The organism is Nguyenibacter vanlangensis, assembly GCF_038719015.1.
Taxonomy (GTDB): Bacteria; Pseudomonadota; Alphaproteobacteria; order Acetobacterales; family Acetobacteraceae; genus Gluconacetobacter; species Gluconacetobacter vanlangensis.
On record NZ_CP152276.1, the window covers coordinates 638,878 to 654,147 of the forward strand.

General features: G+C 68.4%; 14 protein-coding genes and 1 tRNA gene. 12 read left to right on the forward strand and 3 right to left on the reverse strand.

Annotated features, from left to right (window positions below):
* Nucleotides 1-125: 125 nt before the first annotated feature.
* From AAC691_RS03010 to serA, 3 genes are all read left to right on the forward strand, one after another.
* Nucleotides 126-656, forward strand: a complete 531-nt coding sequence (locus tag AAC691_RS03010; protein WP_342628898.1) for a c-type cytochrome — start codon at nt 126-128, stop codon at nt 654-656.
* Complete coding sequence (locus AAC691_RS03015; RefSeq protein ID WP_342628899.1) at nt 653-1,465, forward strand: inositol monophosphatase family protein; 813 nt, start codon at nt 653-655, stop codon at nt 1,463-1,465. Before AAC691_RS03010 ends, AAC691_RS03015 begins: the two co-directional genes overlap by 4 nt.
* A gap of 239 nt (nt 1,466-1,704) precedes the next feature.
* Nucleotides 1,705-2,970, forward strand: a complete 1,266-nt coding sequence (gene serA, locus AAC691_RS03020; RefSeq protein ID WP_176640035.1) for a phosphoglycerate dehydrogenase — start codon at nt 1,705-1,707, stop codon at nt 2,968-2,970.
* A gap of 18 nt (nt 2,971-2,988) precedes the next feature.
* Here the strand turns inward: serA and AAC691_RS03025 are convergent, their stop codons facing one another.
* Nucleotides 2,989-3,201, reverse strand: coding sequence for a hypothetical protein (locus AAC691_RS03025; RefSeq protein ID WP_342628900.1), 213 nt, complete (start codon nt 3,199-3,201; stop codon nt 2,989-2,991).
* A 219-nt stretch (nt 3,202-3,420) separates the two neighbouring features.
* Between AAC691_RS03025 and AAC691_RS03030 the strand changes: the two genes are divergently transcribed.
* From AAC691_RS03030 to AAC691_RS03045, 4 genes are all read left to right on the forward strand, one after another.
* Nucleotides 3,421-3,495 (forward strand) — tRNA-Thr (locus tag AAC691_RS03030).
* Nucleotides 3,496-3,781: 286 nt separating this feature from the next.
* A complete protein-coding gene (locus tag AAC691_RS03035; protein ID WP_342628901.1) occupies nt 3,782-4,039 on the forward strand; it encodes a hypothetical protein in 258 nt (85 codons plus the stop codon).
* Nucleotides 4,040-4,224: 185 nt separating this feature from the next.
* Complete coding sequence (locus AAC691_RS03040; protein WP_342628902.1) at nt 4,225-4,593, forward strand: UrcA family protein; 369 nt, start codon at nt 4,225-4,227, stop codon at nt 4,591-4,593.
* 181 nt (nt 4,594-4,774) lie between these two features.
* Complete coding sequence (locus AAC691_RS03045) at nt 4,775-6,607, forward strand: diguanylate cyclase (RefSeq protein ID WP_342628903.1); 1,833 nt, start codon at nt 4,775-4,777, stop codon at nt 6,605-6,607.
* Nucleotides 6,608-6,639: 32 nt separating this feature from the next.
* Here AAC691_RS03045 and AAC691_RS03050 read toward each other — a convergent pair whose 3' ends face one another.
* Nucleotides 6,640-7,281: a RadC family protein gene (locus AAC691_RS03050; RefSeq protein WP_342628904.1), complete on the reverse strand. Its 642-nt coding sequence runs from the start codon at nt 7,279-7,281 to the stop codon at nt 6,640-6,642.
* A gap of 219 nt (nt 7,282-7,500) precedes the next feature.
* On the opposite strand from AAC691_RS03050, the gene AAC691_RS03055 reads away from it, so the two are divergent.
* A complete protein-coding gene (locus AAC691_RS03055; protein ID WP_176640497.1) occupies nt 7,501-8,208 on the forward strand; it encodes an HAD hydrolase-like protein in 708 nt (235 codons plus the stop codon).
* A gap of 42 nt (nt 8,209-8,250) precedes the next feature.
* On the opposite strand, the gene AAC691_RS03060 is transcribed toward AAC691_RS03055, so the two are convergent.
* On the reverse strand, nt 8,251-8,985 hold the full coding sequence (locus AAC691_RS03060) for a JAB domain-containing protein (protein WP_323991139.1): 735 nt from the start codon (nt 8,983-8,985) through the stop codon (nt 8,251-8,253).
* Nucleotides 8,986-9,032: 47 nt separating this feature from the next.
* On the opposite strand from AAC691_RS03060, the gene AAC691_RS03065 reads away from it, so the two are divergent.
* The 4 genes from AAC691_RS03065 (at nt 9,033) to AAC691_RS03080 (ending at nt 15,256) form a co-directional block, all read left to right on the forward strand.
* Nucleotides 9,033-11,276: a UvrD-helicase domain-containing protein gene (locus tag AAC691_RS03065; RefSeq protein ID WP_342628905.1), complete on the forward strand. Its 2,244-nt coding sequence runs from the start codon at nt 9,033-9,035 to the stop codon at nt 11,274-11,276.
* Nucleotides 11,277-11,289: 13 nt separating this feature from the next.
* Nucleotides 11,290-12,204, forward strand: coding sequence for a 50S ribosomal protein L11 methyltransferase (locus AAC691_RS03070; protein WP_342628906.1), 915 nt, complete (start codon nt 11,290-11,292; stop codon nt 12,202-12,204).
* A 58-nt stretch (nt 12,205-12,262) separates the two neighbouring features.
* Entirely contained in the window at nt 12,263-14,053 is a 1,791-nt protein-coding gene (locus tag AAC691_RS03075; RefSeq protein ID WP_342628907.1) for an aminopeptidase P family protein, read from the forward strand.
* Between the two features lie 171 nt (nt 14,054-14,224).
* Nucleotides 14,225-15,256 carry an isocitrate/isopropylmalate family dehydrogenase gene (locus AAC691_RS03080; protein WP_342628908.1) on the forward strand — a complete coding sequence of 344 codons (1,032 nt, stop codon included), beginning with the start codon at nt 14,225-14,227 and terminating at the stop codon, nt 15,254-15,256.
* Nucleotides 15,257-15,270 lie beyond the last annotated feature (14 nt).

The following is a 15,270-nucleotide window of genomic DNA, read 5'->3' on the forward strand; positions in this document are numbered from 1 at the left end:
GGTGCGGACATGAAAACCCCGTCCCATGTGGAACGGCCGGGCGATGCTTCACACAAGGCGGCGCGCAGTCTAGGTAAGGTGCTGCCTCTATGCAACCGAAACGCAGGCGGAGCCCCGTATCCCGGATGGACAGCAAGAACGCGAACCGTATCGGTGCCGCCATCCTGGTGGCCGTGCTGGCGATGGCGGGCAGCATCGGCGCGGGCTATCTGGTCGTGCCGTCCGACATTCCTGCCCATGCGCTGTTTGTGCTGCCGAAGCCCGCGGATGGCGGGCAGCCCGGTGCGGCGGGCCCGCCGGGCGCCGAATCGATCGCCGAAGCGGTCACGCATGCCGACCCCAAGGCCGGCCAGGCCCTTGCGGCCCGGATGTGCGCGATGTGCCACAGCTTTGCCAAGGGCGGACCCGCGATGATCGGCCCCGACCTGTACGGCGTCGCCGGCAGTGCGGTCGGAGACATGCCGGGCTATGATTTCTCGCCCGCCCTGGCAGCGCACAAGGCGGAGCATTGGACCGACGACACGCTGTCGGCCTGGCTGGAGGCGCCGGCGCGCTTCGCCCCCGGCACCCGCATGGCCTTTCCGGGCGTGCCCGAAGCGGGGGACCGCGCGGCGATCATCGCCTTTCTGCATACCCTGTCCGACGGAGGAAAATGACGGTGAGCCTGCATGACGCGGACCGGTTGCTGGCGGCGGCGGAGGCGGCGGCCGACGTCGCGGGGTGCGTGATCCGCCCCTTCTTCCGGATGGGGGTGGCGGCGGACGACAAGAGCGACGAGAGCCCGGTGACGATCGCCGACCGGACGGCCGAGCGCGCGATGCGTGCCGTGCTGGCCGAACGCCTGCCCGAGCATGCCGTGCTGGGCGAGGAGTTTGGGCTGGAGCGCGACGGGGGCCGGTATTGCTGGGTGATCGACCCGGTGGACGGGACGCGGGCCTTTCTGACCGGCCGGCCGATCTTCGGCACGCTGATCGCGCTGCTGGAGGATGGGGTGCCGGTGCTGGGCGTGATCGACCAGCCGGTGACCGGCGAACGCTGGATCGGCGTAAGGGGGCGGCCGACGCGCTATGAATCGCGTCATGAGCCGCGCTGGGGCGGCGTGCCGGGGACGAGGCGCTGTGGCGCGATCGGGCTGGCGGAACTGTCCTGTACCTCGCCCGAGATGATCGCCGGCGCCCCCACGCCGCATTGGGCGGCGCTGAGCCGGCAGGTGAAGCGGGTGACATGGGGCGGCGACTGCTATGCCTATGGCCTGCTGGCGCTGGGGCAGATCGACGTGATTGCCGAATGCACGATGAAGATCTGGGATTGGGCGGCCCTGGTGCCCGTGGTGGAGGGCGCCGGGGGGCGCGTGACCGACTGGCACGGTCAGGCGCTGCATGCCGGCAGCGACGGCACCGTGCTGGCGGTCGGCGATCCGGCGCTGCTGGGGGTGGCGTCGTCGCTGCTGACGACCGGCGGGTGACGGGTGCCGCGCCGGCCGCTTGAATGCGGGCGGCGTGGTACCGATGTGCGCTCGTGGCACGCGACGGCCGGCGGCGGCCCGCGGGATCGGGTCGTGGATTTCCCGGGCCGGACACTGGAAATTTTGGTGGCCTGCTGATCCGAGAAATTCTCATAAGAGTTTCTCGGGCAGGACACTAGGCATCCATCCGTCGATCGGATAGGAGCGACATCTTCTTCGAATAGGCGCGAGTATTCGACATGAGCAGCGAGACCACCAGCCACCTGTCCCTGGCGAAGGACAAGATCCGCATCCTGCTGCTGGAGGGGATTCATGACAGTGCGGTGTCGCTGCTGCGGGCGAACGGGTACGAGAACGTCACGCGCCTGCCCAAGGCCCTGGAAGGGGCCGCGCTGCGCGAGGCGCTGGAGGGGGTGCATATCGTCGGCATCCGCTCCCGCACGCAACTGACCGCCGAGATCATCGCGGCGGCGGACCGGCTGATCGCGGTCGGCTGTTTCTGCATCGGCACCAACCAGGTTGATCTGACGGCCGCGCGGGTCCAGGGCATCCCGGTCTTCAACGCTCCGTACAGCAATACGCGCTCGGTTGCCGAACTGGTGATGGGCGAGGTCGTGATGCTGATGCGGCGGATCTTCCCCAAATCCGTGCAGTGCCATGAAGGGGGCTGGAACAAGTCGGCCGCCAATAGCTGGGAAGTGCGGGGCAAGACGCTGGGCATCGTCGGCTATGGCTCGATCGGGTCGCAATTGTCGGTGCTGGCCGAGGCGTTCGGCATGCGCGTGATCTATTACGACGTGATCGACAAGCTGGTGCACGGCAACGCCACCCCGGTCGAGACGCTGAACGACCTGCTGGCGCAGAGCGACGTGGTCAGCCTGCATGTGCCGCAACTGGAGAGCACCGCGAACCTGATCGGCGCGGCGCAGATCCGCGCGATGAAGCCGGGGTCGTTCCTGATCAACAATGCGCGGGGCAACGTCGTCGACCTGGACGCGCTGGCCGGGGCGCTGAAGGACGGGCACCTGCTGGGTGCCGCGATCGACGTCTTTCCCGTCGAGCCCAAGGGGGCGGGGGATCAGTTCGCCTCGCCGCTGCAGGGGTTGGACAACGTGATCCTGACCCCGCATATCGGCGGGTCGACGGCTGAGGCGCAGGAGCGGATCGGCGTCGAGGTGGCGCGCAAGCTGATCGAGTATTCCGACGTCGGCTCGACGCTGGGCGCCGTCAATTTCCCGACGGTGCAACTGCCCGAAAGCCCGCGCGGCACGCGCTTCATGCACGTGCACAGCAACGTTCCGGGCATCATGATGCAGATCAACGAGATCTTCTCTCGCGAGGGCTGCAACATCACCGCGCAGTACCTGCAGACCGATGGCGAGCTGGGCTATGTGGTCGTGGAGGCCGATACGGGGCGGGATGTCGAGAAGGACAGCCGCATCCTGGCCCGGCTGCGCGACCTGAAGGGCACCATCCGCGCCCGGCTGATCTATCAGCACTCCTGAAGGCCGCCCTCTCGCCCGTCAGGACGGAGAGGGCGGCGCGCCGAGGCCGAAGCGGCGGAATTGCAGGGCGACGCTGCGGCGCAGGGATTCGAAATCGGGCCGGACCTGGTTGTGCAGGGCGCGGACGCTGTCATGGACGGCGTAGAAACGCAGCCGCCGGCCGCCTGCGAGCAGGATGGCGGCACCCAGGAAGGTACCGTCGACCTCGATGATCATGGAATCCAGAAGCATGAGGAAAATCCAGAAAATATATGGGATTTTTCGGTCCGGATCGCCCCGGGCCGCGTAGATGCCGAACGCCGGGGTGGTTTTGCGGTTCCCCCCGGCCGGGCATTTGAGCGCCTTGCCCGCCGGCCGGCGGATGCCCTTGACCCGCCGCGCGGAGAGAGGCAGAAAGGCGCGAGCAGGCGTGATTGCGGCCCTTTGCCTTGGTCGGTTTCATACGCCGATGCCGGGTTAGCACAGCGGTAGTGCAGCGGTTTTGTAAACCGAAGGCCGGGGGTTCAAATCCCTCACCCGGCACCATTCCATGCGGCGGGAACCATGCCCAACATGCATGGCTGACCTGCGTTACCATGCGCGCGAATCTGTGACCCGCCGGAGCGTTCTGGTGCGACTCGGCCGTGGACCGGGACGGTATGGATCTGATATCGTGCCTCTGTTGCAACACACAATATGCGAAACGACGCAGGCGGCCCGATGGGCCCCCAAAAAAAGACCAAGCGCGTTTCGGGCTGAGGATGTGTGTGCGTGATTTCTATTTTCGGGTTGTGAGCTGGCTGTTGTCTGACCTGTAGAGGGAGGCATTGCGATGCTGAAAGCTGACCGGTTCGTGCCGTCGGATCGTACCGTCTGTGCCGCCGCGCCGGGTTGCGCGCCCGTCGACACGTTTCATGCATGTCCCCTGGGGCTGGAGCCGGAGGATGTGTCCAGGATGTCCGGATCGCCGGTGGGGCAAGCGGAACCGCGGAGCCGGCTGGAATGGCTGGCGCCGGTCGTGTCCCTGCTGTCGCTGCTGACGGCGGTGATCGCGCTGGCCGACGACATGCTGCACCATATGGTCCCGTAGGCGCATGGTTCGGTAAAACCGGACTTGTAGATGGCCTGGGAGATGTCCTGGGAGATGTCCTGACGGAATAAAGACGAAGAATTCGCGCGTATCGTTCCCGGATGTCTTGATGATGGACGCAAATGACGGGCCGGGAACGGGCCGTTTGACGTGTCCCGGACAGCGTCCATTGGGGGATATGTATCATGAACGGGTTCTCATGCAGGCCGATCGGGCTGGGTGTCGCGGCCCTGCTGATGCTGGCGCCGATGGCTGCCATGGCGCAGGACGACGCCGCGCCGCAGGAACGGGTCACCGTCGAGGGTGCCGTCCAGAAGGTGCCGGTGCGGTATTTCAGGGCCGACCTGGCGACCGAGGCGCGGGCCCGCATCCTGGTGCGGCGGCTGGACCGCGCGGCGCTGGAAGCCTGTGGCGACAGCACCGCGATCGCCGAGGATCTGCGACGGGTCATCGCGCGTTCGGCCTGCCGGCGCGACGCGGTGATGCGCGCCGTCGGCGATGTCAACGATCCGACCCTGTACAGGGCGGTGAATGATTTCGGCTTGCCGCAATAACGGAGATCCTGGGCGTCCGTCCGTCCGTTAATCCGTTATGGCGCTTCCCCCGTGTCCGTTGCATTGTAGGGTCCGTGCATTGTAGGGCCCGGGGAGAGGCGGCGCGCAGTCGGTGATGACGGGCATTTTTCCGGGCGGGAATTTTCTGGATAGAACGCTGAACGGGGCCCTGAACGGGGTCTTGAGCAGGCGTTCGGACGGGCGCGGGATCGCGACGGTCGCGATCTGCGTTGTCTGGTGCCTGTGCGCGCTGGCGAGCGTGACCTGGACCCGGCATGGCGGCGGCGTGTCGATGATCTGGCCGGCCAATGCCGTGATGCTGGCCGCCATCCTGCGCATACCGGGGTTCGACCGGCGGTTTTATCCGCTTTTGCTGTTCATCATGGCGGCGCTGGTCAATCTGGAGGACCATCGGCCCTGGATCGTCGTGCTGGGCTTTGCGGGGGCTAACACGATCGAGGTCGTCCTGGCGGCGGGGCTGGTCCGGCGTATCAGTCCGGTTTCCAATTTTTTCGGGCGGGTGGACTGGGCGTTCCGTTTCGCGGTCGCGATCTTTCTGTCGGTTCTGTGCTCGGCTCTGGTGGCCGGAGGGGCACTATTTCTCGGCGAGGGACGGGCCTGGATCGGCGGCGGCATGATCTGGATGATGGGGCACCTGCCCGGCCTGCTGATCATCGTGCCGATGCTGCTGGCCCTGCGGCCCCATGGCGATGGCCCCCATGGCGATGGTAGCGACATGGCGGCGCGTGCGCGCATGCCGCGGCGCCTGACGGTGCTGGCCCTGATGGTCCTGGCGGCGGTGGCCGCCATCGTCGCGTTCGGCCAGTCGCGCTATCCGGTGCAGTTCCTGCTGCTGCCGCCGCTGCTGCTGGCGACCTATCGCCTTTATGCCCAGGGGGCGGCGCTGTCCGTCGCGGTCATCGGGATCATCGGCAGTTTCTTCATCTTTACCGGCAGCGGGCCGGGAATGGCCTTTCACGGGCCGTCGGCGGTCAAGGTCTATATTTTCGAGTTCGACCTGGCGACCATCTTCTTCTGCGCGCTGCCGCTGGGCGCGGTGCTGACGCAGCGCGACCAGAAGACGGCCCTGGCCGAACAGCGGCTGCAGGATTTCCGCCTGCTGGCCGACGGGGTGGGGGACGTGCTGTTCCGCGTCGATGACGGGGGGCACTGGAGCTATCTGAACCCCGCCTTCGAGCGGATGTCGGGATTCGACGTGCCGAGCCGGATCGGCCAGCCGATGCTGGACGGAATCGTGGCGGAGGATCGTCCGGCCCTCGCACTGGCCGAGGCGGAGTTGCGGGGTGGGCAGCGGCAGGATCTGCGCCAGATCGTGCGGATCAGCCGGCGGGACGGCGCAATCCGCCATGCCGAGATCGTGGCCTATCGCCTGGACGGCGGGCGTGGGTTCGGCGGATTGATCCGCGACGTGACCGACCAGATGACGGTCGACGCCCGGAACCGGCAGATCGCCGCGGCCCATGAGCTGGCGGCCAACACCGACGAGCTGACCGGCCTGCCCAATCGCCGCGCCTTCTTTCACGCGCTGGATGCCTGCCTGCCGGAAGCGGCGCCGCACGTGGCGGTGGCGATGTTCGACCTGGACCATTTCAAGTCCATCAATGACCGGTACGGTCATCCTGTCGGCGACATCGTGCTGCGGCGGGTGGCGACGGCGGTGCAGGCCGCCCTGCGCGATACCGACCTGGTGGCGCGGATCGGCGGCGAGGAATTCGCGATCCTGATCGTGGGCGAAACCGCCGAACGGGCCGTCGGGCTGGCGCGGCGCATCGTGCGGGTGGTGTCGGCCGAGCCGATCGAGGTGCGGTCCGGCCCGTCGCTTCATGTGACCATCAGCATGGGCGTGGCCTGTCGCGAGGGGGCCGAGACCCGGTCAGCGCTGATGGATCGGGTGGACCAGGCGCTATATGCCGCCAAACGCGGGGGACGGAACCGCCTGACGATCGCGGGCACGCCGCTGAACGCCACGCATGTCAACGCGACCGGAGGATAGCCGGGGAGATGACCGGGGACGGCGATGCGCCGTCAGAGCAGGCCGGCCTGGCGGAAGCTGGTCGAGGCGCCGTTGCCGACGATGACGTGGTCGCGCACCCGCAGGCCCAGTACGGCGGCGATCTGTTCCAGCCGCCTGGTCATGGCGATGTCCTCACGCGACGGCATCGGGTTCCAGCCAGGGTGGTTGTGGACCAGGATCAGTTCGCTGGCCTTCAGCCGGATGGCGCGGCGCATGACTTCGCGCGGGTAGACGGGGGTCTGGTCGATCGTGCCCTGGGCCAGGACCTCGTCGGAAATCAGGCGCGCGTTGCGGTCCAGGAACAGGACGCGGAATTGCTCGACCGTCTCGCGCGCCAGGGACGCCTGCAGATAGGCCGTCAGCGCCTCGTGACGGGCCAGCAGGTTGCCCTGGCGGATGCGCGCGCGCATCAGGCGGATCGCGGCCTCGCGCAACAGGGGCAGCAGGGTGCGGACCTGTTCGCGTCCTGCGGTCGCGGCGGCGAGTTCGTCGGGTTCGGCGGCGAAGACGGCGCCGATGGTGCCGAAACGCGCCAGCAGGTGCGCGGCGACGGCCGGGGCGTCGGCGCTGGGCGGCAGGGCGAGCGCCAGGATCGCGGCCAGCAGGGTCGTATCGTCCAGGTCCCCGCCCTGCCCGGCCAGGATCGCATTCATGCCTTGAAATCCTCGAGTCGGGTGCGGGGCGGGCCGGCCGTGGGCGCGACAGCCCCGACCTGCCAGTATATAGGAGATTCGAAGCCTAGTCGTGCCTCGGGAATTCGTGGATGAATTTCGGAGATCAGCGGGCCGTTAAATGATTGATTAAGCTGGCACCCCGAAGCTGAGATCCGGTGAATTTCAGCTTCGGGGTACTGGACGAGGAGCGTTGCCGGCATGAATGCCCCATTCCCGCTGACCCGTCACGATGCGGTTCTTCTTGATCTCGATGGCACGATCGTGGATTCGCGCGCCGGAATCATCGGTTCGCTGCACGATTCGCTGCGCGATCTGGGTCACGAGCCGGACCCGAAGGTGGATTTGACCTGGGTGGTCGGGCCGCCGCTGCACGATCTGGTGGCGCGAGTGCTGGAGCATTACGGCGACGACCGCGCCGAGGAAGCTGTCAGGCTGTATCGCTATCATTACGAACGGCAGGGCATGCATCGCAGCGCGGTCTTTGCCGGGATGGACACGGTGATCGAGACCGTGGCGCAGTCGGGGGCGCGGCTGTTTCTGGCGACGTCCAAGCCGGTGCACCTGGCGCGAGCGATTTTGGACCTGCGCGGGCTGACCCGGTATTTCACCGCCCTGTACGGCGCCCAACCCGACGATAGCGGCGCGGAGAAGCCCGAGCTGATCGCGTGCCTGCTGCATGAGCAGGGCGTGCCGGCGGCGCGGGCGGTGATGGTGGGAGACCGGCGGTTCGACATCAGCGGGGCGCATGCCAACCATGTGCGCGCGCTGGGCGCGCTGTGGGGCTATGGCGGCGAGGAGGAGCTGACCGAGGCCGGGGCGGACGCGCTGGTGAACGATCCGGGCGAATTGCTGGGCGCGATCCGCACGCAACTGGCGGCCGCGCACATGCACCCGGCGGCCGAATAGGGGCGCCGGGAGCTTTTGGAGGCGGGCTGTTGAGGCAGGCTTTTACAGCCTGCCCTGCTGGCGCAGGCTGAACCATTGGCCACGCCGCAGCATCAGGTGGTCCTGCACCGCCAGGGACAGGTTCTGCGCGTGGTAGGAGATGGCCTGCATCAGCACGGCATCGCGATCGACCAGCGCCGCCGGCGGCGGCCAGGCCGCGGCGAGCCGGATGCCCACGAAGGCGGTGGCGTGCAGGTCGAGCGCGCGGAGCAGGATGTGGCGCTGGATCGCGTCCAGGTCGCCCTGGTCGAGGGCGGGGTCGATCGGTTCGTCGGCGATGATGTGATTGCCGCTGTCCAGGAACAGGATCCGCATCTGCCCGGCGGGGGCGTCGGCGAGAATCGTATCGCAATAGGTCAGCACCGCGTCCCAGTCGCGCACGTGCTGGCGGGTCAGCGGGTCGGACCGCGACAGGCGTTCGGCCACGCAGGCGGGCAGCATCAGCGGCAGGGCGACGCGGTCGGACAGGCCGGCCGCGCGCAATTGCTCGGCCGAGGCCGAGAGCAGCGCGCCCAGGCTGCCGAACCGGTTCAGCAGCGCCTTGGCCGTCGGTTTGGTGTCGCGGCGCGGAATCGCGAGGAAGAGCAGCATCTCGACGATTTCGTAATCGGCCAGCGACGCCGCGCCGGAGGCCAGGATCCGGGCACGCATGCGGGCGCGGTGGCCCGCTGGTCCGGTCTCCTTGAACGGGGCATGACGCGAGGCGGCGTTCGCGGCATCCCTGCCCGTTCCTGTCATTCGGCCTTCTCCTTCACGTCCGGCGCCGGACGCCCTATACGGAAAACGTGACCCATAGCCCAAACCCTTCTTCCGACCGACCGGATTATCTGCAGCGCCTGAACCCCGAGCAACGGGCGGCGATCGAGACGACCGACGGTCCGCTGCTGGTCCTGGCCGGCGCCGGGACCGGCAAGACCCGCGTGCTGACCACGCGCTTCGCCCATATCCTGCTGTCCGGCCGCGCGCGGCCGCACCAGATCCTGGCGGTGACCTTCACCAACAAGGCGGCGCGCGAGATGCGCGAGCGGATCGGCGCGATCCTGGGCACGCCGGTCGAGGGGCTGTGGCTGGGGACGTTCCATGCGCTGTGCGCGCGCATGCTGCGCCGGCATGCCGAATATGTCGGGCTGAGCAGCGGCTTTACCATCCTGGACACCGACGACCAGCTACGCCTGCTGAAGCAGGTGATCGAGCCGCTGCGCATCGACGCCAAGCGCTGGCCGTCCCAGGGCATATTGGGGGTGATCCAGCGCTGGAAGGATCGCGGGCTGACGCCCGAGCGCGTGACGCCGGCCGAGGACACGGATTTCGCGAACGGACAGTGCCGGGCGGCCTATGCGGCCTATCAGGCGCGGCTGATCCAGTTGAACGCCTGCGATTTCGGCGACCTGATGCTGCACGTGACCGAGATCCTGCGGACCCGGCCCGACGTGCTGGCGCAGTATCACCGCCTGTTCCGCTACATCCTGGTGGACGAATACCAGGACACCAACACGATCCAGTATCTGTGGCTGCGGCTGCTGGCGCAGCGCGAGGGGCAGAGCGCCAATATCTGCTGCGTGGGGGACGACGACCAGTCGATCTATTCCTGGCGCGGGGCGGAAGTGGAGAACATCCTGCGCTTCGAACGCGATTTCCCGGGCGCGGTCATCGTGCGGCTGGAGCGGAATTATCGTTCGACCGCGCAGATCCTGGGCGCGGCGTCGGGGCTGATCGCGCATAATGACGGGCGGCTGGGCAAGACGCTGCGCCCGGGGCGCGAGGATTCGTCCGGCGAGAAGGTGCGGGTGGTCGCGGTCTGGGATTCGGACGACGAGGCCCGGATGGTCGGCGAGGAGATCGCGCGGCTGCGTGCCGGGGGCCATTCCCTGGCCGAGATGGCGATCCTGGTGCGGGCGGGATTCCAGACCCGCGCGTTCGAGGAGCGGCTGATCGCGCTGGGCGTGCCCTATCGCGTGGTGGGGGGGCTGCGATTCTACGAGCGGGCGGAAATCCGCGATGCGCTGGCCTATATGCGCGTGCTGAGCCAGCCGGCGGACGATCTGGCGTTCGAGCGGATCATCAACGTGCCGAGGCGCGGCATCGGGGCGGCCGCGCTGCAGAAATTCCACGCCGCCGCCCGGGCCGGGAACATGCCGCTGACGCAGGCGGTGCAGGACCTGCTGGCGGGCGGCGAGATCAAGGGCCGGGCGCGCGAGCCGATGGCGGCGCTGATGGACTGCCTGCAGCGCGGGCGCGACGCCTTGCCGCGCGAGGGGCATGTGGTGGTCGTGGAGACGCTGCTGGAGGAGGCCGGCTATATCGACATGTGGAAGGCCGATCCGTCGCCCGAGGCGCCGGGCCGCGTCGACAACCTGAAGGAACTGGTGCGGGCGCTGGCAGATTTCGAGAGCCTGGAAGGGTTTCTGGAGCATGTCGCGCTGGTGATGGAAAACGAGGAGAATGCCGGGGACGCGCGGGTCAGCCTGATGACCCTGCACGGCGCCAAGGGGCTGGAATTCGACACCGTGTTCCTGCCGGGCTGGGAGGAAGGGGTGTTTCCGTCCCAGCGGACCCTGGACGAGGGCGGGTTGAAGGGGCTGGAGGAAGAGCGGCGCCTGGCCTATGTCGGCATTACCCGCGCGCGGCACCGGGCGATCATCAGCCACGCCGCCAGCCGGCGGATCTATGGCAACTGGCAGTCGGCGATCCCCAGCCGGTTCATCGAGGAACTGCCCGACGAACATGTCGCGACCAGCGGCGCGGCATCCCAGGCGCGGACGCGGACATTCGGGCATGCGCCGGAATTTTCCCAGGCCTTTCCGGTCGTGGCGCGGCGGGCGCGGATGACCGAGGCGCTGGCGCGCGGGACGGCCCCCGACGCGGCGTCCGGCGCGAGATCGGCCGCGTTCGGGGCGGGCGAGCGGGTGTTCCACCAGAAATTCGGATACGGGACGGTGACGTCGGTCGATGGCAGCCGGCTGGAGATCGCCTTCGAAAAGGCGGGGTCCAAACGTGTCCTGGACCAATTTATCGAGAAGATATCATGACGAGCGAGCTATCATGACGGCCTTGGCCCGTCGGCATGCGACGGAATTGGAAACCATAGCCGTGACCGTGCCGGCGGAAGCCGTCGAAGCCTATGAGGAGGCGCTGTCGGTCGTCTGCACCACGATCGGCATCTTCGAGATGGATGACAGCCAGATCCTGTGGCGTGTCGAGGGCGTGCGCGACCTGGGGCATGGCGAGGGCGAACTGGCCGCGGCGCTGGCGCTGGCGGCCGCCGTCACCGGGCATGAGGCGGCGCTGGACCGGGTGCGGACCGAGGCCGAGGGATGGCTGGCGCGGACCTATGAATCGTTTCCCGAGCAACTGGTCGGGCAGCGTTTCGCGGTGCGCGGCACGCATCTGGATGGCGAGAGCGCGTCGCGCCGGATCGCGATCACGCTGGATGCCGGCATGGCGTTCGGGTCGGGCGAGCATGGATCGACCCGGGGCTGCCTGCGCGCGCTGGAACGGGTGGCGCATCGCCGGCCCAGGCGGATCCTGGATATGGGCTGCGGGTCGGGCATTCTGGCGATGGCGGCGGCGGCGCTGCTGCGCCGGCCGGTCCTGGCGATCGACATCGAGCCGTGGTCGGTGCGCACCACCCGGCAGAATGCCGCGCTGAACGGGCTGGGGGCGCTGGTCGAGGCGCGGCTGGGCAATGGCTGGCGCACGCCGGGGCTGAAGCGGCGCGCGCCGTTCGACCTGGTGTTCGCCAACATCCTGGCGCGGCCGCTCTGCCTGATGGCCCAGGACCTGGCGCTGCACCTGGCGCCGGGGGGCACGGCGATCCTGGCCGGCCTCTTGCACGGCCAGGCCGGCATGGTGCTGGCCGCGCACCGGCGTCAGGGGCTGGTGCTGGAGCGGCGGCTGACCGAAGGCGACTGGACCACGCTGGTGCTGCGCAAGCCGTCCGGCGGTCATGCCGGCTGAGACGGCATGATATGAATGTAAAATAATAGGCTGAATTTCAAATATAAAGGATGATGCCATGACCGATATCGCCTCGCGCCTGCCGGCATTGCGCGCCGTTCTGGCCCGGATGGAGGTGGATTGCGTCATCCTGCCGCGCGGGGACGAGCATCTGGGCGAGTATGTCGCGCCCTGCGCCGAGCGGCTGGCCTGGCTGAGCGGTTTTACCGGCAGCGCCGGCATGGCGGTGGTGCTGCGCGACGGGCCGGCCGCCGTGTTTTCCGATGGCCGCTACATCACCCAGATGGACCAGCAGGTGGACGGCGCGGCGTGGGCGCGGCTGCATATCCGCGACACGCCCCCGGCGCAGTGGCTGGCGGAGAATGGCGGCCGGGGGCTGCGTATCGGTTATGACCCGCGGCTGATGGCCGAGGCCGGGTTGCAGCCCTTTGTCGATGCCGGGCTGACGCTGGTGCCGCTGGCCGCCAATCCGGTGGACGCGATCTGGTCCGACCGCCCTGCCCCGCCGGCCGGCCCGTGCCTGGCGCACGGCCTGGAATTCGCCGGCGAGGCCAGTGCGGCCAAGCGGGCGCGCATGGCGAGGATCCTGGCCGGGGACGGGCAGCAGGCCGTCGTGCTGGGGGACCCGACATCGGTCGCGTGGCTGTTGAACATTCGCGGCCGCGACCTGCCCGATACGCCCGTCTGCCTGGCCTTTGCGATCCTGCATGACGATGCGCGGGTCGAATTGTTCATCGACCCGGCGCGCGTGCCGGCCGAGACGGCGGCATGGCTGGGGGCGGACGTCACGGTCCGGCCGCCCGGCGAACTGGACGCGGCGCTGGGCGCCCTGGGCGGGCGGCGCGTGCGGATCGACCCGGCGGGGACCGCGATCTGGTTCGTCCAGGCGCTGGAGGCCGCCGGAGCCACCGTGGCGCGGGGCGGCGATCCGTGCGTCGTGCCCAAGGCGCGCAAGAACGGCGTGGAGCAGGATGGCGCGCGGCGCGCCCATCTGGTGGACGCAATCGCGCTGTGCCGCTTTCTGCACTGGCTGGACAGCGAGGGGGTCGGGCGGAGCGAACTGGCGGCGGCGGCACGGCTGGACGCGTTTCGCGCCCTCAGTCCCGATTATCGCGGCGAGAGCTTTCCGGCGATTTCCGGTTCGGGCCCGAACGGAGCGGTGATCCATTACCGGGTGACCGAGGCGACCGATCGGACGATCGGGGCGGACGAGGTCTATCTGATCGACAGCGGCGGGCAATATCCGTTCGGCACCACCGACGTGACGCGCACGATCTGGACCGGGCGGGAGCCGGGGCCGGACGTGGTGCGCGGGCCGTTTACCCGCGTGCTGCAGGGCCATATCGCCCTGGCGCGGGCGCGTTTCCCTGCCGGCACCACCGGCCATGCGCTGGATGCGCTGGCGCGCTATGCGCTGTGGCAGGCGGGGATGGATTACGACCACGGCACGGGCCACGGCGTGGGCAGCTACCTGTCGGTCCATGAGGGGCCGGCCTCGATTTCGCCGGTCCATCGGCCGGTGGCTGTCGAGGACGGGATGATCCTGTCGGACGAGCCCGGCTATTACCGTCCCGGCGCGTTCGGGATCCGGCTGGAGAACCTGCTGCTGGCGCGGCCGGCGGCGGCGGAGGCGAACCGGTCCTTCCTGGCGTTCGAGACGCTGACCCTGGCGCCCTTCGACCGGCGCCTGATCGATGCGGGCCTGCTGACGCCGGAGGAAATCGCCTGGATCGACGCCTATCACGCGCGGGTGCATGACGCGGTGGCGCCGCATCTGGGCGACGCCGAGGCGGCCTGGCTGCGCGCGGCCTGTACACCGCTCGGGGGGGCGCCGCTCGGGGCGGCGTAGCGCCGCATAATGTGACCGGGAAAGGCCGGGGGGCGGCGGGGAGCGGAATTGTCACCCGCCGGCCACCGGCCTACCACGATACGGGCCTCGGCGTGATCGTACCGCCTCGCGAACGGTGCGGGTCATGCCGGATGGCTGTCAGAGATCCTGCACAGAGGGAGAATTTCGACAATGTCCGCTGCTGAAAAGACCATTCCGGCAACCCTGATCCCCGGCGACGGAATCGGGCCCGAGATCGTGGAATCCGTCATCGAGATCCTGGACGCGGTGGGTGCGCCCTTCGCCTGGGAAAAGCGGCTGGCGGGCATGGCGGCAGTCGACGCGACGGGCAACCCGCTGCCCAAGGAGACGATCGAGAGCATCCATCGCACGGGCCTGGCGCTGAAGGGCCCACTGACCACGCCGGTCGGCGGCGGGTTCAAGTCGATCAACGTGACGCTGCGCCAGGAATTCGGGCTGTATGCCAATCTGCGCCCCACCCGCACGATCGTGCCGGGCGGACGGTTCGAGAATATCGACCTGGTGCTGGTCCGCGAGAACCTGGAAGGCTATTACGCCGCGATGGAACATTACATCCCGGTGGGCGACGACCCGCACGGGATCGCGATGGGCGCGGGCTATAATTCGCGCGCCGAATGCAATCGCATCGTCCGCTTCGCCTTCGAATATGCGGTGAAGAACGGCCGCAGGAAGGTGACGCTGGTCCACAAGGCCAACATCCTGAAGCTGCTGACCGGGCTGTTCCTGGAGGAAGGCCGCAAGGTCGCCAAGGAATATGAAGGCCGCGTCGCATGCGACGAGCGCATCGTCGATGCCTGCGCGATGCAACTGGTCATCGATCCGTGGCAGTATGACGTGATCGTCACCACCAACCTGTTCGGCGACATCCTGTCGGACCTGACGGCCGGCCTGGTCGGCGGGCTGGGCATGGCGCCGGGCGCGAATATCGGCGAGAAGGCCGCGATCTTCGAGGCGGTGCACGGTTCGGCGCCGGATATCGCGGGCAAGAACGTCGCCAATCCGCTGGCGCTGCTGATGGCCGCGAACCTGATGCTGGGGCATGTCGGGCGCCAGGACCTGGCCACCCGGATCCAGGGCGCGATCGACGCCGTGGTGACCACCGGCGCGGCGCGGACCCGCGACCTGGGCGGCACCGCCGGGACGCGCGAGCTGACCGCGGCCCTGAAGCAGAAACTGGTCTGAACCGTGTCGCCGGC